General features: G+C 43.1%; 17 protein-coding genes and 1 pseudogene. 10 read left to right on the top strand and 8 right to left on the bottom strand.

Annotated elements, in window-relative coordinates:
- The first annotated feature begins 244 nt into the window (after nucleotides 1-244).
- The 3 genes from PMI05_RS16175 (at nucleotide 245) to PMI05_RS16165 (ending at nucleotide 4657) form a co-directional block, all read left to right on the top strand.
- Nucleotides 245-1306 carry an SDR family oxidoreductase gene (locus PMI05_RS16175; RefSeq protein ID WP_007723616.1) on the top strand — a complete coding sequence of 354 codons (1062 nt, stop codon included), beginning with the start codon at nucleotides 245-247 and terminating at the stop codon, nucleotides 1304-1306.
- Nucleotides 1307-1450: 144 nt separating this feature from the next.
- Complete coding sequence (locus PMI05_RS16170; protein ID WP_007723614.1) at nucleotides 1451-3343, top strand: AAA family ATPase; 1893 nt, start codon at nucleotides 1451-1453, stop codon at nucleotides 3341-3343.
- Between the two features lie 9 nt (nucleotides 3344-3352).
- Nucleotides 3353-4657: an McrC family protein gene (locus tag PMI05_RS16165; protein WP_007723612.1), complete on the top strand. Its 1305-nt coding sequence runs from the start codon at nucleotides 3353-3355 to the stop codon at nucleotides 4655-4657.
- A 238-nt stretch (nucleotides 4658-4895) separates the two neighbouring features.
- On the opposite strand, the gene PMI05_RS16160 is transcribed toward PMI05_RS16165, so the two are convergent.
- On the bottom strand, nucleotides 4896-5288 hold the full coding sequence (locus PMI05_RS16160; protein ID WP_007723610.1) for a RidA family protein: 393 nt from the start codon (nucleotides 5286-5288) through the stop codon (nucleotides 4896-4898).
- A gap of 553 nt (nucleotides 5289-5841) precedes the next feature.
- Nucleotides 5842-7362 carry a chitinase gene (locus PMI05_RS16155; RefSeq protein WP_007723607.1) on the bottom strand — a complete coding sequence of 507 codons (1521 nt, stop codon included), beginning with the start codon at nucleotides 7360-7362 and terminating at the stop codon, nucleotides 5842-5844.
- A 450-nt stretch (nucleotides 7363-7812) separates the two neighbouring features.
- On the opposite strand from PMI05_RS16155, the gene glpT reads away from it, so the two are divergent.
- Complete coding sequence (gene glpT / locus PMI05_RS16150) at nucleotides 7813-9177, top strand: glycerol-3-phosphate transporter (RefSeq protein WP_007723606.1); 1365 nt, start codon at nucleotides 7813-7815, stop codon at nucleotides 9175-9177.
- Between the two features lie 123 nt (nucleotides 9178-9300).
- Here the strand turns inward: glpT and PMI05_RS16145 are convergent, their stop codons facing one another.
- Both PMI05_RS16145 and PMI05_RS16140 read right to left on the bottom strand, forming a co-directional pair.
- On the bottom strand, nucleotides 9301-9624 hold the full coding sequence (locus PMI05_RS16145; RefSeq protein WP_007723605.1) for a hypothetical protein: 324 nt from the start codon (nucleotides 9622-9624) through the stop codon (nucleotides 9301-9303).
- Nucleotides 9625-9751: 127 nt separating this feature from the next.
- Nucleotides 9752-10399: a LysR family transcriptional regulator substrate-binding protein gene (locus PMI05_RS16140; protein ID WP_039960909.1), complete on the bottom strand. Its 648-nt coding sequence runs from the start codon at nucleotides 10397-10399 to the stop codon at nucleotides 9752-9754.
- On the opposite strand from PMI05_RS16140, the pseudogene PMI05_RS16135 reads away from it, so the two are divergent.
- From PMI05_RS16135 to glpQ, 5 genes and pseudogenes are all read left to right on the top strand, one after another.
- A pseudogene (locus tag PMI05_RS16135) lies at nucleotides 10399-10692 on the top strand (MFS transporter); the annotation flags it as partial. The gene PMI05_RS16140 and the pseudogene PMI05_RS16135 overlap by 1 nt on opposite strands.
- Before the next feature lie 270 nt (nucleotides 10693-10962).
- Nucleotides 10963-11382, top strand: coding sequence for a MarR family winged helix-turn-helix transcriptional regulator (locus PMI05_RS16130; RefSeq protein WP_007723602.1), 420 nt, complete (start codon nucleotides 10963-10965; stop codon nucleotides 11380-11382).
- 27 nt (nucleotides 11383-11409) lie between these two features.
- Nucleotides 11410-12051 (top strand): nitroreductase family protein, encoded by a 642-nt coding sequence (locus tag PMI05_RS16125; RefSeq protein ID WP_007723601.1) that lies wholly within the window; start codon nucleotides 11410-11412, stop codon nucleotides 12049-12051.
- Between the two features lie 31 nt (nucleotides 12052-12082).
- On the top strand, nucleotides 12083-12379 hold the full coding sequence (locus tag PMI05_RS16120) for a putative quinol monooxygenase (protein ID WP_007723600.1): 297 nt from the start codon (nucleotides 12083-12085) through the stop codon (nucleotides 12377-12379).
- Between the two features lie 293 nt (nucleotides 12380-12672).
- Nucleotides 12673-13770, top strand: a complete 1098-nt coding sequence (gene glpQ / locus PMI05_RS16115) for a glycerophosphodiester phosphodiesterase (protein ID WP_007723598.1) — start codon at nucleotides 12673-12675, stop codon at nucleotides 13768-13770.
- Between the two features lie 233 nt (nucleotides 13771-14003).
- Here glpQ and PMI05_RS16110 read toward each other — a convergent pair whose 3' ends face one another.
- From PMI05_RS16110 to PMI05_RS16100, 3 genes are all read right to left on the bottom strand, one after another.
- Nucleotides 14004-14570, bottom strand: coding sequence for a TetR/AcrR family transcriptional regulator (locus tag PMI05_RS16110; protein ID WP_007723597.1), 567 nt, complete (start codon nucleotides 14568-14570; stop codon nucleotides 14004-14006).
- 62 nt (nucleotides 14571-14632) lie between these two features.
- Nucleotides 14633-15451, bottom strand: coding sequence for an alpha/beta fold hydrolase (locus PMI05_RS16105; protein ID WP_007723595.1), 819 nt, complete (start codon nucleotides 15449-15451; stop codon nucleotides 14633-14635).
- Between the two features lie 451 nt (nucleotides 15452-15902).
- The gene (locus tag PMI05_RS16100) at nucleotides 15903-16373 is read right to left on the bottom strand and encodes a MarR family winged helix-turn-helix transcriptional regulator (RefSeq protein WP_007723594.1); all 471 of its coding nucleotides are present in this window, start codon (nucleotides 16371-16373) and stop codon (nucleotides 15903-15905) included.
- Nucleotides 16374-16521: 148 nt separating this feature from the next.
- On the opposite strand from PMI05_RS16100, the gene PMI05_RS16095 reads away from it, so the two are divergent.
- Nucleotides 16522-17397, top strand: a complete 876-nt coding sequence (locus tag PMI05_RS16095) for an SDR family NAD(P)-dependent oxidoreductase (RefSeq protein WP_007723593.1) — start codon at nucleotides 16522-16524, stop codon at nucleotides 17395-17397.
- Between the two features lie 255 nt (nucleotides 17398-17652).
- Here the strand turns inward: PMI05_RS16095 and PMI05_RS16090 are convergent, their stop codons facing one another.
- On the bottom strand, nucleotides 17653-18090 hold the full coding sequence (locus PMI05_RS16090) for a GNAT family N-acetyltransferase (RefSeq protein ID WP_007723592.1): 438 nt from the start codon (nucleotides 18088-18090) through the stop codon (nucleotides 17653-17655).
- Between the last annotated feature and the right edge of the window lie 363 nt (nucleotides 18091-18453).

Genomic DNA, 18453 nt, shown 5'->3' with positions numbered 1-18453 from the left:
AGTATCTATTTGAAACTTCACGGCATTAAATAAGTACCATCGATTGGTTGTTTTCAGAGGAAAAATACCGGGAAATCTAGGCAAACGGCTATTCATGTGGCTGTTAAACAGTTGTTTGAAACTATCTAGTTGTTCACGATACCGTTTCATCCGCACTCGTCACAGCTGCATTTTTCATCATATAATGAATTATTGATATTACAGCAACTCCCTACCTACCAAACATACGGAGCTGGTTAACTATATGAATATCCTTGTAACCGGAGCAACAGGTTTTCTCGGAAAAAAACTATCCCAAGATCTATTAAACGAAGGCCATACCCTTTACTTACTCGCTCGAAATGAAAAAAAGGCAAGCGATTTGTTGCATAGCTTTGCCGAAAAACACCGGGCACGGGTACATATTTTACTAGGTGACGTTTCGAAAAAAGGCTTGGGCGTCTCTGAAAATGATCTAGGACAGCTCAACCAAAAAATAGATACGATGTACCATATTGCCGCATACCTGTCCTTCGATCCCGCTCAGAAACCACAGACATACGAGGTAAATGTAGAGGGAACAAAAAATATGTTGCAATTCGCAGAAGCCATTGGCTCTCCCCGCTTTATCTATGTGAGTACGGCTTATACCATCGGCACCGAAACAGATGGACAAGAAGCGCTGTACAGCCCGGAACGCTCCTTCGTGAACAACTACGAAGAGACAAAATGCTTGGCGGAGCATCTGGTTTTCTCCTACAGCGACAAAATGGAGACCATTATTGTCAGACCGTCGATCATTATCGGTGATTCAAAAACAGGCGAAGCCGATACCAATTTTGGCTTGTATGGATTATTAAAAGGTCTTCGCGTACTGAAAAGAAGAGCGTCCCGAGCAGAAGGCTGGGAAAATCAAAAGTACCGGATTTTGGTGGATGTCGACGTGAACTCGAACCTCGTTCCGGTTGATTATGTCTCTTCTGTCTTGCTCGCTGCACTTACGCATGGCGAGCATAAGGAAATCTATCACGCTACCAATCCTGTTCCACCTACCCAACAGCTTGTAGTGGATTGCATCAAAGAAGTCTTGGATTTCCCGAATCTAGTACCTGTTCCATTTGAAACAGAAGAGCTGTTATCTGAAGAAGAGAAAACCTTTAATGCATCGATGAGCTTGTTCCATTCATATTGGAAGCGGAGTATCTCTTTCCCGAATGACAACACCAAGAAACTGCTGCAAAAAGTGGGTCAAAGCGAATTGCAGATGGATAAAGAGATGTTGATTGCGATTATGAGTGGATTTCAGAAGCAGGCTGTGCTTGCGTAGGTAGTTGCAATATAATAAACCCTGTAACAGCAAGGAATGTGCCGTTACAGGGTTTGTTTGTGCGATGATTTTTCCTTTTTAGAACGTTAAGTCCGGGCCGTTACCGCTCTCACGCTCAAAATATGGAAAGTAAGGATGGTCATTATGGAATTAAATGAAAAGCACATGAGACAAAATTTTATTAATTGGTTACGTCAACGTCTCAAAGCTAATGGGGAACCCTACTCAGAGAATACAATCGGTACTTATGCCTCTTCTTTATCCACAGCCCCCAGTAAACTAACGGGAATAGAGCTCGAAACAACCAATTTATATGAGATAACTCAATCAGAAAAATTCAAGCAATTACGGGTAGTAATAGAAAGCGCGGAGAATTATGAAGAGGTCAACAAAAATGCTGGTAACAAGGCATTTCATTACGCTATGCAAAATTATGAAGAGTTTTTAACAGAACTGGAGCAAGGAACTACATCTATAGCTAACGACAGCACTCTGCGAGCCTCTACTTCTACAGCATCTCGTACTGATATAGATAAAAACATGATATTATACGGCCCTCCAGGAACCGGAAAAACCTATCATGCTGTCACTTATGCTGTGGCTATGATTGAAAACTTACCGCTCCAAAAAGTAAAAGAAGAAATCAACACATTGGGTTATGATAAAATCCTCACAAAATATCGCAAATATCAAGAGAACGGACAAATTCAATTTACTACTTTTCATCAATCCTATGGTTATGAGGAGTTTATCGAAGGGATTAAGCCGAAACTAGATATAGAGAATAGCGATGAGGGGAATCCCTCCATTTCTTACGAGATTAAGTCCGGTATTTTCAAGCAATTCTGTGAAAGAGCACTTGCCCCAATCGTTCAAGATAGCAACGAGTATGGCATTCGAAAAGAACCGACGATATGGAAAGTATCTTTGGGTCGCGGGAAAGGAAATCCTATCAAAAAAGATTGTTTCGACCAGAACAGAATAAGAATTGGATGGGACGAGTACGGCGAAACTCTTTCAGAGGATACTGATTACAGCCAGGATGGAGGCAAGAACATTATTTCTCGCTTCATCGATGAGATGATCGTCGGCGATATTGTCTTAGTTCTCCACAATGAGAGAACAATTGATGCTATTGGCGTTGTGACAGGTGAATATGAATGGTTACATGATGTAACAGAGTATAAAAGAAGTCGTACCGTAAAATGGTTAGCCAAAAATATTCACAAAGACATCTACGAATTGAACGGAAATACAGTGATGACACTAGGTTCCGTATATCGCCTTACACGTATCACACTTGCAGATGTAATGCACATCCTGACAGAACTTGATCTTACACCTGATGCTTCGATCCAAGAGAATAATAACCGGTATGTTTTTATCATCGATGAAATTAATCGCGGCAACATATCCAAGATCTTTGGTGAATTAATCACTTTAATCGAGCCAACCAAACGACTTGGCCAATCAGAAGAAATAAAAGTACAACTCCCTTATTCACCAGAAAAGTTTGGAGTACCTAACAATGTATTTATTCTTGGGACCATGAATACTACGGATAGATCCATCTCCAGACTCGATACGGCACTTCGTCGCCGCTTCCAATTTGCTGAAATGTTACCTGAACCCGAAATCCTGAGGTCCATAGACACCCCTGGTATTGATCTATGTGCCATGTTAACCAAAATAAATCGACGTATTGAGGCGTTATTCGATCGTGAGCACACCATCGGTCATGCCTATTTCATTCCGTTAGCAAAAGATCCTTCAATAGAACGCCTTGCCCATATCTTCAAGAATGCCATTATTCCGTTGTTACAAGAATACTTCTATGAAGATTACGAGCTCATTCGATTGGTTCTCGGTGACAACTACAAGAATCCAGATGAACAATTCATCCAGACTAAGAAGCTCAATGTCTCAGAGCTTTTTGGTGCGACAGACCATATCGAGCTTGATGATAAAACTTCGTACGAAATTAACGAGCATGCCTTTTTCCATGCACCATCCTATCGCAAAATTTACGAGCAATAGGAGATGCACATGAACAAAGTTTATACTGTGAAAGAGTTTGACGTATTTACACGAGATGTGAATGTTGAGGATAGTCGCTATCATGCCTTACCTAAAGCTACATTTAACCAATTAGAACAATTTATTTTAACCAATAAGCCCGATATCTCTACTGATGCAGATATCATGGATTTCATGTCTATTTCTAGCAAACGCGGTATAGGTAAAATTATTCGTATTAAAAACTATGTCGGCATAATTACCTTGAGTGATGGAACTGTGATTGAAATTCTACCTAAACTATACTCAAAAGATCGGAACGACTCAAAAGATGAAACCAAGCGCATCTTCCTAGACATGCTTAAGTTTTCATTGAACTTGCCTTACAAAACATTCAAAATCTCCGATGTTCATATAGAGAAAAATAACATTTTGGAAATTTTCATTCGAATGTTTATCGATCAAATCTATGTATTAGTCAAACGCGGATTGAAGTCTGCCTATATCGAACATCAGGACAATGAATTTTTTTTAAAAGGAAAGCTCAATTTTTCGCAACACATCAAATATAACTTTGCACATCAAGAACGCTTTTATATTGAATACGATATCTTTAATGTTAATCGTCCAGAGAATAAGCTAATAAAATCAACATTACAATTTTTACGAAGAGTAAGTAGTAATCGTAAAAATAAGAAGGATATCAGCATTTTATTAACTTCATTTGATGAAATTGATCTTGCAATAAATGTTGAGCAGGAGTTTTCAAAAGTAACCCTTGATCGGAATATAAAAGAATACAAAACGATTTTATCATGGTGCAGCATCTTTCTTAGAAAAACTAGCTTCACAACATTTAGTGGACAAGGAGTTGCATACGCTCTTCTATTCCCAATGGAAAAAATCTTTGAATCCTATATCGCGGGTCAATTAAGAAAAGCGTTAGATTTGGATTTGTATTCGATGAAAACTCAGGATCGCTCATTCCACTTGTATGAAAGTCCAAACCGATTCTTACTCAAGCCTGATATTGTCGTATACAAAGATGATCGACCCGTCGTTGTAGACACCAAGTGGAAGATACTCAAAAATCAACCATTTCAAAACTATGGCATCTCACAAGCCGATATGTATCAGTCCTATGCCTATCATAAAAAATATGACGCAAATACCGTGATACTGTTGTACCCATGGACACCATCATTTGCTGACCTGCAGGAGCAGATTGTGTACGCTAGTCACGATCAGGTGACCGTTCGCATCGCGTTTGTGGATCTTACAGATATAAAGCAGTCGATTCATGAACTCTATCATCTAATTGATAAATACATGTAAATGAAGAAAAGTATGAAGCATCCCCGTACCATTGAGGATGCTTCGTTTTTTTTCGTACGAATATTAATTAACACAGTCTCTGTATCTCCCTACTGCTCCAATTGATCTTTCCATGTGTAAGCGTAAAATAGTCCCTCCTAACCATCAGATGGATACTATTTACGTTTACTTGGCGAAGCCCCCCCGCTTTGTGCCAATAGCAGTCAATCCTTTTTAAAGCCTAACCACGGTAACCGAGTTAATCAGTGTGTGCGACGGCGCGGATTTCAATCAGCTGGTGAGGAAACGCAAGGCCAGACACGCCAATGAGGGTACCGGCCGGACGATGGTCGCCCACATAATCTTTGTACAGACCGACGCACTGCTCGAAATGCTCTTGCGGATTAGTCAGAAAAATCTCCATCTCAGCGATGTTCGATCTCGTGACACCAAATCCCGCCAGCACCCGATCGAGGTTCTCCAACGTCTGCCGGGTTTGTGCCTCGAAATCGCCCTCGCCAACGAATTCGCCCTGCATATCGTGAGAAAATTGCCCCGAAATGTAGATGGTACCATGGACGCTATAACCTTGTGTGAGGCCGAAACCTTCTTCCCAAGCGACACCGTGATTGTAGATTTTGACATGAGTCATTTTGTTCTCTCCTTTACTGAAAGTAAGGCTAGAATAAAATGAGTTCACATAAAAAAATAGTACGCACTTTATTGATAGCTACTACCAGAAAGGATAGTGAAAAACCAAAACTACTAAACGAAATCCAGTTTTTACCGGTGGAATTAAAGGAGTTCAATAAGACAAAAACAAATCCCTACATACAATTTTTTTCCAATGAATGATGTTTTGTTCATGCTTAAAATAGGTATGGTTTCTGCTTTGGGTCTACTAGTAGTTACCATGTCTCTATCCATTCCTACCCATGCTGCTGAACTCACAACCTTCTCAGGAAACGTTACTTCAAAATAAATCAACCGACTCTCGTAAAGTCTCAGGAATCACTAGTGTTAATTTTGGAGCTACAAGAACGATTTCAAAATCGACTCCGATTCCTCCAGATTGGGTCATTACAACCGCTACATCAGACTTTTATATCCTTACTTATAAAGGATAGTCGTACTCAGTTCAAACTTGCATAATGACAATGACACCCACCCGTGAGAGCGGGTGGGTTTTTTCAAAGATTCCGTCATTACTGGTTCAGTGAATCAAGCGAAGTGCGAACATTATTGGCAAACGAATAGTTATTTCTAGCATCCCAGTTGATAGACCAGGTCATAATTCCTTGGAACTGCGGATATCCAGCTGGATTTTGGAGTTTGTAAGTTCCTCCAAAAGACGTGCCCTTTACCAAGTATTGAAGGGCTTTCTGGATATCGGCAGGAGACGTATAGCCTCCCCCGGCAGCACTTGGAGCAGAAGGCAGCCCGATAGCGACTTGGTTCTCCCTCAAGGCTGGAAACATGTTGTTAGGATTACGACCGATAGGGAATCCTTTCAGTAGCATTTCTGCCATCGCTACTTGGAAATCAGCCGTTCCTTGTTGATACGTACGACCATCTAATGCTTCTAGCGCTCCAGAATTATAGTGTTGGACGTGGATATAATTCATTCGATCGCGAAGGGCATGAATCACAGGCAGATAAGCGCCCCACGGCCCACCATAGGAAGCGTAACCTCCTTGGACATAAGCCGTCTCTGGCGCCATTGTCAAAATGAAAGATGGGCCAAATGTATTCGTGATCGTCTGAGTCGCTGAAATTAAGTTTATAATTTTAGGCGTTGTTGGATTTCTAAAATCAGTGTCCCCCGCATTTAGCGACAGGGAGCTTCCTTCCAAATCAATATCCATACCATCAAAACCATACGTTTGAATGATCGAGGTCATCGAGCTAATAAAATTTTGTTTGGCAGCTTCCGTCGTCAGCTCGACTGTACCATTCGCTCCGCCAATCGAGATGAGGACCTTCTTCCCCTTTGATTTCAAAAAGGCGATATCCGACTTAAATTCCTCAATGGATGCATTGAACGGCACGAATCCCATTGTCGCATGATCGCCACCGACTGGTTCCGCGAACGCAACATTGATTACATCGTATTTATCTGAGACATCTCTTAACTTGAGGACCGTAGATCCATTGTCAAAATTATGCCAGTAGCCGATCAAAACTCGTTTGGATACCGGTTCATTTGGGGATTTAGCTAAAGTTGTTACCGTTATCGAGGCGCTGGGTGGGGATACATTGCCTGCGGCATCTTTTGCCTGTATCTTGAATGAATAAGTCGTATTTGCTAGAAGCCCAGTCACGGTATAGGATGTTGTATTCGATGTACCAGCGAGTGTATCTCCGTTGTAGACGAGATACTCCTGAACAGCTATGTTATCCGTAGAAGCTGACCAAGATAAGCTGACCGAACTACTTGATTTCCCTACTTCACTAAGATTTGCGGGGGACGTAGGTGGAATGGTATCGGGAGCAGAGGGACCTTGCAGTTGCCACAGTGTCGGTACGTTGGGCGGTTCCCATCCTACAAGCGATGTATGAGCAAATGTACATTTGTAATCTTGCCCTTGATACGTAACCATGTCTCCTAAGTTGTATACGGTGTTGGGAGCCCACGGTGTCATGGCTTGAGAAGACTGCGGGAATATAGAAAAGATTAAGATAAGCGATAGTACTACCAAAACTCCTGTTTTTCTTATCAAATACATCAAACAAATCCTCCTTCATTTTTACTCGAAATAAAAAAAGAGTGTCCTTTACATCTTTGCTTAACCCCCCTCATACAGATGAGCTAATATAAAGATATCCTTATATTTGGAAAAAATGTATTTTTTTGATTAATATACACATAAAAAAACCTCCATTCCCATTAGAAGAGCTACGTTTCAAAGCGGAAGCAACTATGCATATTACAGTAACAAGCATCTTTCCCTGGCAAAGAAATTTATCGCTCCGTTTCCTATGGTAAAATAACCCAGAATAACATCGTTGACAACGTTTTCACAGAATAATAGAATACACTTACGACAAGTTAACTATGATGGAGATTCGGAGACTCATACTTTTTGGCACTTTCATTTTTGAAAGCGCCATTAAGGTATGGGTTTTTTTACGTGTATCGCCATCCTTGTTAGAAATTACTTAGGGGGAGGAATAAGATGCTCAAACTGTTTAAGCCTGCACCGCCTATTGACAGATTGCCTGACGAACAAATTGATTCTGAGTATAAAAAGCTCAGGCTTCAGGTGTTTCTCGGAATCTTCATCGGTTATGCAGCGTACTATCTCATCCGCAAAAACTTCTCGCTCGCCATGCCTTATTTGATTGAAGAAGGATATACAAAAACAGAGCTCGGTTTTGCGTTATCCGCCATTTCGATTTCCTACGGGATCAGCAAGTTTGTAATGGCCATTTTTTCAGACCGTAGCAACCCGCGAATGTTCTTACCTGCTGGTTTGATTCTTTCTGCACTTATTAGTTTGCTGATGGGCGTTGTTCCTTACTTCACCTCATCCGTCTCGATCATGTTTGTAATGCTGTTCCTGAACGGTTGGTTCCAGGGAATGGGCTGGCCTCCATCCGGGCGTGTCCTCGTACACTGGTTTAGTGTAAGTGAAAGAGGAAACAAAACAGCCATTTGGAATGTAGCCCATAACGTTGGCGGAGGCTTGATGGCCCCACTCGCTGTTGCAGGTGCAGCGATGTTCGCCGGGCTTTCGGGTAATACCGCTTCCGGATATGAAGGCGTGTTTATCCTGCCTGCTCTGGTTGCCATTGTCTTTGCAATCATTACGTATTTCTTAATTCGCGATACTCCGCAGTCAGTCGGTCTGCCGCCTATTGAAGAATATCGCAATGACTATCCAAACAAGGCGAAGAAAACGTTTGAAACAGAATTCTCCACAAAAGAAATCCTTTTCAAATATGTGTTGAACAACAAATGGGTTTGGGCAATCGCGATTGCCAACATCTTCGTCTACTTCGTCCGTTACGGCGTTCTGGACTGGGCGCCGACCTATTTGAGCGAGGAAAAAGGCTTTGATATGAGCAAGTCGAGCGTTGCCTACTTCTTGTACGAATGGGCAGGTATCCCGGGAACGCTCCTGTGCGGCTGGCTGTCCGATAAATTGTTCAAGGGCCGCCGTGGACCCGCAGGATTTGTCTTTATGCTAGGCGTATTGATCGCTGTTCTGGTCTACTGGTTCAACCCACCTGGAAATTCCGTGGTCGATATGATTTGCCTGATCGCTATCGGTTTCCTGATTTACGGTCCAGTCATGCTGATTGGTTTGCAAGCCCTTGATTTTGTTCCGAAAAAGGCTGCCGGAACAGCTGCAGGGCTGACGGGTCTGTTTGGTTACCTGGGTGGTACAGTCACAGCGAATGCATTGATGGGGGTTATCGTTGATAAATCCGGCTGGGATGCAGGATTTATGTTGCTGACAGCTTCGTGCGTATTGGCTGCTTTTGTTTTTGCTCTTACGTGGAATGTGCGGGGGCAGGAAGTAGTTAAAAATCATTAAAATAGCAAAAAGAAGGATGAAAATCGTTGTGATTTTTATCCTTCTTTTTTATGGCATGAATAACCAGTTTTTTCTGTTTAATGGACCGTCACGATAGCTTTGCACATTTGTGGGTTTATTATCTTACTTTTTTTGTGTAGGTGCAGGTGCAGCAGCAGCAGGAGCTGTCCTTTCTAACTTCTTTTCGACCTTCTTTTCTGAATGCCTTATTGGTCGAGCCATAAATTCAAATACGATGTACCCCATAAAAGCACACACCAATATACCAAGCTGACTAACGGCTTTTAACAAATACTCATTTGAAAGTTGGGTCGCTTGAACAGCAGAAGTATTAGCCCCAAGTTCTACATTAAAACGGTAACTACTTTGTAATCCACTGAGGTCTGAACCTGTTTTAAAAACCACTAATAGCATGGCAATACGGAATAACCAGATAAAATAACGCAATGATATCTCTCCTTATGATTATAATTCTACAGACCATTTCCCTTTATTTAGGAAGTTCAAACGCATGTTAGTCATTATGGAGATTGCTAACAAATTAGCGTTACATTACGGTCATAAACACAACGTTCTACTGCTTGATTTGCTCAATAAAGTTCCTTGCAGCCATGGAAAGGTAGTGGTCCTTTAGCCAGATGATGCCCGATGCGGCGTTCAAATGCGTGTCATCAATCCTGGTGAACTTCAGCTCATGTCCCTTGTGCATTTTCAGCACGACCTCAGGTACAATCGTCGCTCCGAAACCCGATGAGACCAGTTCCAACAGCATGGGGATATCCGAGCATTCGGACAACAGATTTACTTCCAATTTGCGGCGGCTAAATTCCTCCAAGATCATGTGGTCCACCCCTAAGCCTTCGGTACTCGGCAAAATCAGCGGATAGGCTTGCATCTCTTCAAACCTGATCGCAGAAGAATGCCGATCATCCTGCGCAGACGAAACAAAGTAAAAAGGTTCTTTTTTCAATGGCATGATTGAAAAATCATCGAGCTCAAGAGGGAAGCGTACAATCGCCAGCTCTATCAACCTTTCCTTAACCATCTTGCAGAGCTGAGCCGACTCGTTTTGCTGAATTTTATAGGTAATGTGCGGATACCGCTCACTATACTTCCGTAGTTCAGCGGCTAATATGTCGGAAGAAAGCGTGTTGACCCCTATGCTCAATTTCCCGCGCGCTCCCACACCGATTTCTTTCACCTCTAATCGTGACTCTTCCATATGTGATGTTCATCACGATGCTGTTTTTCACTTGTAACAACATCTTGCGGCCAACGATCAATACGCTTCTCTCCAAGAGAGCCGGGGAAGAACAGGGATTCGTCGCTGGAATGAACAATGCTTATATGAGTCTGGGGAATATTTTCGGGCCCTTACTTGCCGGTATTCTATTCGATGTTCAAATCAATTTGCCATATCTGTTTGGAGCATTGGTCCTTTTGGTTGCCTACTTCGTCTCTGTCAAGTGGATCGAGAGGAAGAAAGTTGTCACAAGCATGGAAATCCATAATTAATGAAAACAGCGACAGACTAGGGCGAAAGAACTACCTAGACTGTCGCTGTTTTTCTTAAACGAACAACCTCGATCCTTTGTTCCCTCATAAGCTCTTATCCTATCTGCTAAACTCCACTTTTACCGGTACCTTCTATCACATCCGTTAGCTCAGAGACTTTTGCAGGGAACCTATGTTGCAAACGCTGAAATAAGATGCTATATTAATTGACGTATCAATTGTTGATGCGTCAAATATTCCTATTCATATTGCCCCCGGGAGGCATTTTTCATGACACGCAAGGAATTTGAAGAGGAGCAGATACTGAATCTGCTCATTGGATTAACCAATAAAATAAGTCCCAAGTTCGAACGCTGTACCGGAATCAGCTCTACTCGTCTCGCGATCTTGCAAATCCTTTGTGAATGCAACGAAATCAATCAGTCCCAGCTACAAAAGCACATCAATATCGACAGTGCTGCCATTACACGCCACCTGAAGCAACTGGAAGCGGATGGCATGGTAACCCGACACAAAAATCCAAATGATAACCGCGAAACCTTCGTTCGTCTATCCGAAGAAGGACATCATCGGATTGAAGGGTACAAAAGCGAGAAACGAAATTTTATCCAGCAGATTCTGGAAGGCTTCAGCGAGGATGAAACGCAGGTCTTAACTGATTTTCTCAAACGGATGCAAAACAACATTTGATTGTTCAAGAAAGGAGTCTGTTTTCACATGATAAACACCGTACAAAGAACAAATGATTTTCGTGAAATCACGTTTGGCCGTCGTTCTGTCAAACTTTATGATCCTGAAATAAAAATCAGTCGCGAGGAAATGATTGAAATTCTAACGGGAGCCACACGCGCTCCATCTTCAGTCAACATGCAGCCTTGGCGCTTTGTGGTTATCGAAAGTCAAGAAGAGAAAGAAAAGCTTGCAGAGCTGGCACGCTTCAACAAGACACAGGTACTCACCTCTTCCGCCGTCATTGCCGTATTCGTCGACATGAATAATGCGGAATATATGGATGAGATATTTGGAAAAGCTGTCGAGCTCGGATACATGCCGCAGGACGTGAAGGACATGCAGCTGAAAGCCGTAAAGCCTTACTACGCCAATATACCAGCTTCTGACCTGCGGGATGTCAATTTTATCGATGCCGGTCTCGTATCCATGCAATTGATGCTGGTTGCCCGTTCATTCGGCTATGACACGAACCCGATCGGCGGCTATGAAAAGGATCAAATAGCAGAAGCGTTTGATTTGGACAAAGATCGCTATCAACCGATCATGCTGATCAGTATCGGGAAAGCAGCCAAGGAAGGATACCCATCTTACCGTCTCCCTGTTGAGACAGTGACAACCTGGAAATAATTCAAATTCGTTGGAAGAAAGGAAGATAACCATGCTTATTATACATGCCCATCTGCAAGTGATACCCGCACAGGAAGAAGCCTTCCTCCAAGCGGCCAAAGCCCTGGTTGCTGCAAGCCAAGCTGAAGAAGGGAATGTGGGATACTCCCTTCTGAAAAGCACAGAGCAAGAATATCACTACACCATGGTAGAAAAGTGGAAGGACGCTGCCGCAGTAGCGGCGCACAATGCAAGCGCTCATTTTCAGGCTTTTGTGAAGCAAGCTCCCTCCTTTTTTGCAGGAGCCATGGAATTAGAAGTATTCGCAGGAGAGCCTGTGAAGTTGTAAGTTGTCATTCTGATGTACGGAAAAACAGTGAGGTTGGTCCTGCGATCAGCCTTGCTGTTTTTTTGTCCAGCAATACATGAAACGGGTAATAGCAATGAAATAGGATCATGAACTGCTTTAAAAGGACAACCGCCAACAATCTATTGACAGCGCTTTCTTTATCCCTTACATTAGTAACCAATATAATATTTTTGTGATGGAGATCAGGAGATTCACAATATTTCATTTGGTATGGTATAACCTACCAATGAAATTTGTGGATCTTTTTTTCATCCAAATGGAGGAGGCAGAACATGAAAAAACTGGTTACATCCCTGGCAGCCGCTCTCGCTATTACAACAAGCTTTGGAAGCGTATCCTTTGCCGAAGCAGATAAGATTGTCATCGCCCACCGCGGAGCGAGCGCATACTTGCCAGAACATACGCTGCCCGCAAAAGCGATGGCTTACGCGATGGGAGTCGACTACATCGAACAAGACGTGGTCATGACAAAGGACAACAAACTGCTCATCATGCACGACCATTATCTGGACAGCGTAACCAATGTAGCGGAGGTCTACCCTGATCGAAAACGAAAAGACGGCAGGTACTACGTTATTGATTTCACTCTTGACGAGATCAAGAAACTGAAAACAACAGAGGTCTTCACAGTGCAAAACGGCAAGCAGGTGCAAGACTATCCAGATCGCTTCCCTCTCTGGAAATCCAGCTTCAATGTTCACACCCTGGAAGAAGAGATTGAACTGATCCAGGGTATGAACAAAAGCACAGGTCGTAACGTAGGGATCTATTCAGAGATCAAAGCTCCTTGGTTCCACAGACACGAAGGAAAAGACATCAGCCTCGCAGTGCTGCAGGTGTTGAAAAAGTACGGCTATGTGTCCAAGAATGACAAAGCGTACATACAGACTTTCGACCCCAATGAAGCAAAACGGATTCGCACGGAACTCTATCCACATTTGAATATGAACGTGAAGCTTGTACAGCTCATGGCAGAAACCGGCTGGAACGAAACCATGAACTATGAAAACGGTAAGGCAGTTCCCTACAACTACGATTGGATGTTTGAAAAAGGGGCGATGAAAGAAATTGCTAAATACGCAGACGGCGTAGGGCCATGGAAGCCGATGATCATCAAAGAAGAGTCGACGAGAGACCACCTGATCATTACCAATCTTGTCAAAGAGGCTCATGAAGCTGACCTGGAAGTGCATCCATACACCTTCCGAGCGGATAAAGGACAAATCCCTGCCTATGCAGCAAGCTTCGAGGAGCTGCTCGATCAGTTCTACTTCACAGCAGGAGTTGACGGGGTGTTTACGGACTTCCCTGACCGTGCCGTTGATTTTTTACGAAGAGCGGAGTCCCAAAGCAAAATGTCCCAGTACTAGCGTAGCTGACACAGACCGCAAAGTAACTTGAAAACACCTCAGTAACACTAAAACGCCGGTATCTTGTACGCTAAGGATTACCGGCTTTAATAATTGGGGGATTCTTTTTGGGACATAGCAGAGATACTATGGACCTCTCGGGAGAAGGTCGAGCTGAATGCATCTATATAAACCAAAAAAGCTGCACGCCGAAGTCCAGCTCCAGCCGTACAGCTCTTTATCTTGTTTACGCCTCACGGCAGAAAGTAAAGCGAACTGCGCACAATATTGTCCAGCATTTCACGTTCCGCGGTTATCGTGGTCACCGTAATCCCGTGCATAACATTAACCAGGTATTGGGCCAATGCTTTCAAATTCCAGGTTCCCTCCAGCTCACCGGTCTGCACCGCACGTTCCAACAGTTGGTAAAAGGCTTCCTCGTTCTCAGTCATATTGGCTTGGACCCGCTTAAATACCTCCGGGTGGGAAGCTGCCAGCTCTAACGAGGCATTCACCATAAAGCAGCTTCTGCGGCTCGTATATTCGATGACCTCGTGAAAATAGCGCAGCAGAAGTTCTTTCGCCGGCCCTTGTTCATACAAGATAGCCGCCAGGTGCTGTTTGGATTGCCGGTCGTAACGCTCCAACGCCTGAAGGTACAAGTCCTCTTTACTTCCAAACGTCTCATAAATGCTGCTTCGGCTAAGTCCAAGCTGCTCCACCAAATCCTGCATAGAACAACCCTCGTACCCTTTATGCCAAAACGCGTCGATTGCCAGATCCAATACTTTTGGAATTTCAAAACTTTTATTTCTGCTCATACCCCACCTCTTCCCAAAACAACCTTAAGCGGCAAAAAAGGTGCGTGAAAATCTGGTTTTACTTAAGCTTCTACAAATTTCAGGATCTCGATGTTAAACTTGTCCTTCTCTTCAAACACGAGTCCATGGCCGCTTTCTTCAAACACAATGACTTTCGCATCTGGAAACCCGTTAATCTGAGGCTCAAAAGACATTGTATCATGCTTGCCTTGGAAAATACGAACCGGCACATGAATTTGGGCCAATTCTTCCCGCGAATCTTCATAAGCAAGGCTCTTGAGCGACATTGCAAGAGCTATGGGATCGGTCTCCAGTGACATCCGGTTGTACCAGTCGACAAAAGCCTGGCTCGGCTTTTGATGGAACAAAGAGCTATTGAATCCTTCAATCAGCTGTGGACGGTCCTGCTGTGCAGCTTCTACAAGGGACTCCACAACCTCAACTGGCAAGCCATAAGGATAATCCGGTCTTTGCGTGAAGAGAGGCGTAGCGGCGGAGGCAAGCACCAGCTTGGAAACGCCATAACCCTGATGTCTTGCCATATATCTCACCGCAACGGCACCGCCCATCGAGAAGCCGACCAGTGTCGCATTTTCAATCTCCAGCTGCTCAAACACCCGGCGAATGTCATCCGCAAACTGATTGTACGAATAGCCGTTGAACGGACGGTCAGATTTCCCGAAACCTCTCAAATCAATACCGATGTAACGAATTCCTTTAAACGGAAGAACGTTTCTTTGGTATTCATACATGGCTTGCCCGACAGGGAGGCCATGTATGAATACAACCGGCTTCCCTTCGCCGACATCTTCCACATACAAGGTTACGTTGCCTCCCACAGGTACATAATGACCGGAAGCTGTTGTTAATCTTTGAGTCATAATAATGATCCTCCTATATTATCCGATTTTTAGATCTTTGACGCATTTCGGAATGATTATTCCAGAAAAGGTTTTTAAAAATCGAGTCGCTGAGACTCGATGGTTACTTCCTAAATCATTTCCGAAACAAGCCTGTTTCTCTCTTTTCGGAATGATCGTTCCTTTATAGCGATGATTATAATCTCTTTTACACCTTGGAGTCAAGGGGGAGGAAAGCCGTTTAAAGTCACCGCCATTGTTTGTTGGGGAATATTTACATACTATTAGCTGGTTTCGTTTAAGACTGAACCCAATAAATGAAACAGCGGCGACTTAAGACCTGAAAATAAAGGCTTAGACTACCGCTGTTGTTACTGTGCGTCTATTCATACCCATGCAACCCTAAGGTTTGCACATGATGGGATTTGGCACTTCTGTTTGAAGGTTCTTCCAAAAGGAGACGCAGCCAAGATTACGTTCTCATCCGACGATTATATCCATTAAAGTGCTTAAGCATTTGGGTGAAAACATGAAGCTCCTCATCTTTCCAGTCCGAGATTCGTTCAAAAAAAACAGACTCTTTCTCCTTAAGCGCTTCTATTATTTTTTGTTGTCCATGCTCGGTAAGAGATAGCACAATTTCACGACCATCATTAGGGGAAGCTTCTCTGCTCACATACCCCAGAGCCTGGAGCTGTTTGACAAGGCGACTGACCGAGCTTCGATCCATCGCCGTTGATTCCGCTAAAGTGGCAGCATTAGTTGGGCCATAGGAGTACAGCCAGCGAACAATATGGTAAGCTGCAGGCTGTAAGGAGGAATCGAATTTCGCTGCGGATCTGACATTTAGGGCATGTGAAGCGCTGATGAGTGCGTTCAGCTGCTCGCCCAACTCAATCTCCAGTTTCTCCCTCGATTCATTTTTGGATGGAGTATAGTTCATCCTCACTCACCTTTCTTTCGATCAAATAATAACTCCACTTTAGTTGACATATATCAATCAATTCAATATGATGGATATATGTCAATCATATACCCTGACTCGCCTATTATTATTCGAAAAAATTGTATCACATGAAGGAGAAATGATGATGCCTAAAAAAGCAACGGTTGTCATAACAGGTGCCACCAGCGGTCTTGGACAGCTTGTCTCGATTGAATTGGCAAGACGCGGTTTTGACCTTGTCTTGACTGCCAGGAGTAAAGAACGCGCTGAAGCTACTAGAAAACAGATTGAAGCGAATACATCATCAGCGAAGGTTGACTTTTTTTATGGAGATTTATCGCTATTAAAGGATGTTAAACGGATTGGCAGTGAAATAGCAGCCGCTTACCCTAAAATTGATGTGCTGTTGAACAATGCGGGAATTCATGCCTTCGAGCCCCGTATTACTCCCGAGGGGCTTCCTGAAATGATTGCTGTCAATTATTTATCACCGTGGCTGTTGTCACATACGATAAAACCGTCTCTACAAAACGCCGGGAAGGCTAAAGTTGTCAATGTTGCCTCTGAAGCTTCACGCCGTCACGGCGTTTTAAAGCTCCCCGAGGATTTAACTGATACAACTCCCTTTACCGCTCGCGGTTCATCCGCCATTTATGGAAAAACCAAATTGTTCAATATTATGTTCACTGCTGAACTGGCACGAAGGTGGGCAGGTACAGGAATCAGCGTAAATGCGCTAAATCCAGGATTTAATGTTACCGGACTAGGACGAGAACTTTGGTTTGCATCCGTATTAGAACGATTGTTGAAAGCCCTTCGTCTTGGAGATCCGCGAAGAGGAGCCGATATTATTACACGATTGATTGTAGAGCCGGAATATCAAAAAATGACAGGCGGGTACTTTAATGTTGGGACCGGAAAACCAATTGAACCGGTGCATCCCGGGGGAGATGCTACAATGCAGCACAAATTGTGGCAGGCTACAGAAGATTTGCTGGAGCAGAAGGGGTTTCTTTCCTAAAATACCGATTTCCCCGTGACAGCTTATCTCATGCAGCGCTTAGATATCGCTCAATTCTCAATAAGATAAATTAGTGGGGGACCTTTCCATCACTGCTTTGGAGGGTTATTTGACATGCTCATTTTGAGTATAGCATTAATCAAAAAAGGCATTTAATGAAAAATGTTGACGTCCTATTAGCTGGTATAGCTTAGCGAGGCTGCCGGATGATCCCCAGCAGCCTCGCTAAGCTATCGATACCCGTTACTTCAACGATCAATTTGGAAAGGTCGACTCAGAAAGTAAGTCTGGTTCAAGCTTCCAAATATTCATTCCCTTTTTCGTCTCAACAAACGACCATTTCGAGTCCATATAATAATTATTGAACTCAAGATTTGACGGGCATGCGGAGAATATCGGGTAACCAATTTGTGATAGTAGATATCTCATGAGATTCTTATGACGATACTGTTCCTCTACGGCAAACTGATAAAGAGAGATTGTGCCGTTTTTCTTTAGGTAGATTCTTGCTGCTGCGATAATGATGTCTTCTATATTCACAACAACAACAGATCGTCTTTTTACAGCCGCTCGAAGTCCTAATGGGCAAAGAAACTCCTCATTGTACACTGCCTTATTCTCGCGAGTGATATGTTTTGAAAAAAATGACTCAAGTTGTTTAATATCCTCAACCACGGCAAATCTTACGTTCAATTTTTAACCACTTCCCCGAACAGCTTACTTTCCAATCCATACGAAAACATCTCCATCAGGAATTTCCATTACTGCAACATGCCCGGATTTTCCAATCGTCTCCAAAAGCATGGATGAGAGTTTGCGTAGCAGTACGCACCATTTCCGATGTAAGATAACATGTATTTTCCCCTCTTTCTAAAAATAATAGTTTTCATATTATAGACTTCGGCGAACCTCTTTTTCTGACAGCTCCTATTTGATCTGTTGTTGAAATCTAAAAAAAGAGGTGATTATCAAATGAAATATAATTTTAGATATGAACACGCTGGATTTATACCGCTAACGTCTTCCATCCTACTAATCTGCCCGTTCGTATTATGA

It is taken from the genome of Brevibacillus sp. BC25, from assembly GCF_000282075.1.
GTDB lineage: Bacteria > Bacillota > Bacilli > Brevibacillales > Brevibacillaceae > Brevibacillus.
The sequence above is the reverse complement of the archived record's forward strand: the minus strand, read 5'-3'. Positions and strand labels throughout refer to the sequence as shown.

Coding starts and splice junctions, on each gene's coding strand:
- PMI05_RS16175 (WP_007723616.1), top strand. CDS start 245: ATGAATATCCTTGTAACCGGAGCAACAGGTTTTCTCGGAAAAAAACTA.
- PMI05_RS16170 (WP_007723614.1), top strand. CDS start 1,451: ATGGAATTAAATGAAAAGCACATGAGACAAAATTTTATTAATTGGTTA.
- PMI05_RS16165 (WP_007723612.1), top strand. CDS start 3,353: ATGAACAAAGTTTATACTGTGAAAGAGTTTGACGTATTTACACGAGAT.
- PMI05_RS16160 (WP_007723610.1), bottom strand. CDS start 5,288: ATGACTCATGTCAAAATCTACAATCACGGTGTCGCTTGGGAAGAAGGT.
- PMI05_RS16155 (WP_007723607.1), bottom strand. CDS start 7,362: ATGTATTTGATAAGAAAAACAGGAGTTTTGGTAGTACTATCGCTTATC.
- glpT (WP_007723606.1), top strand. CDS start 7,813: ATGCTCAAACTGTTTAAGCCTGCACCGCCTATTGACAGATTGCCTGAC.
- PMI05_RS16140 (WP_039960909.1), bottom strand. CDS start 10,399: ATGGAAGAGTCACGATTAGAGGTGAAAGAAATCGGTGTGGGAGCGCGC.
- PMI05_RS16130 (WP_007723602.1), top strand. CDS start 10,963: ATGACACGCAAGGAATTTGAAGAGGAGCAGATACTGAATCTGCTCATT.
- PMI05_RS16125 (WP_007723601.1), top strand. CDS start 11,410: ATGATAAACACCGTACAAAGAACAAATGATTTTCGTGAAATCACGTTT.
- PMI05_RS16120 (WP_007723600.1), top strand. CDS start 12,083: ATGCTTATTATACATGCCCATCTGCAAGTGATACCCGCACAGGAAGAA.
- glpQ (WP_007723598.1), top strand. CDS start 12,673: ATGAAAAAACTGGTTACATCCCTGGCAGCCGCTCTCGCTATTACAACA.
- PMI05_RS16110 (WP_007723597.1), bottom strand. CDS start 14,570: ATGAGCAGAAATAAAAGTTTTGAAATTCCAAAAGTATTGGATCTGGCA.
- PMI05_RS16105 (WP_007723595.1), bottom strand. CDS start 15,451: ATGACTCAAAGATTAACAACAGCTTCCGGTCATTATGTACCTGTGGGA.
- PMI05_RS16100 (WP_007723594.1), bottom strand. CDS start 16,373: ATGAACTATACTCCATCCAAAAATGAATCGAGGGAGAAACTGGAGATT.
- PMI05_RS16095 (WP_007723593.1), top strand. CDS start 16,522: ATGCCTAAAAAAGCAACGGTTGTCATAACAGGTGCCACCAGCGGTCTT.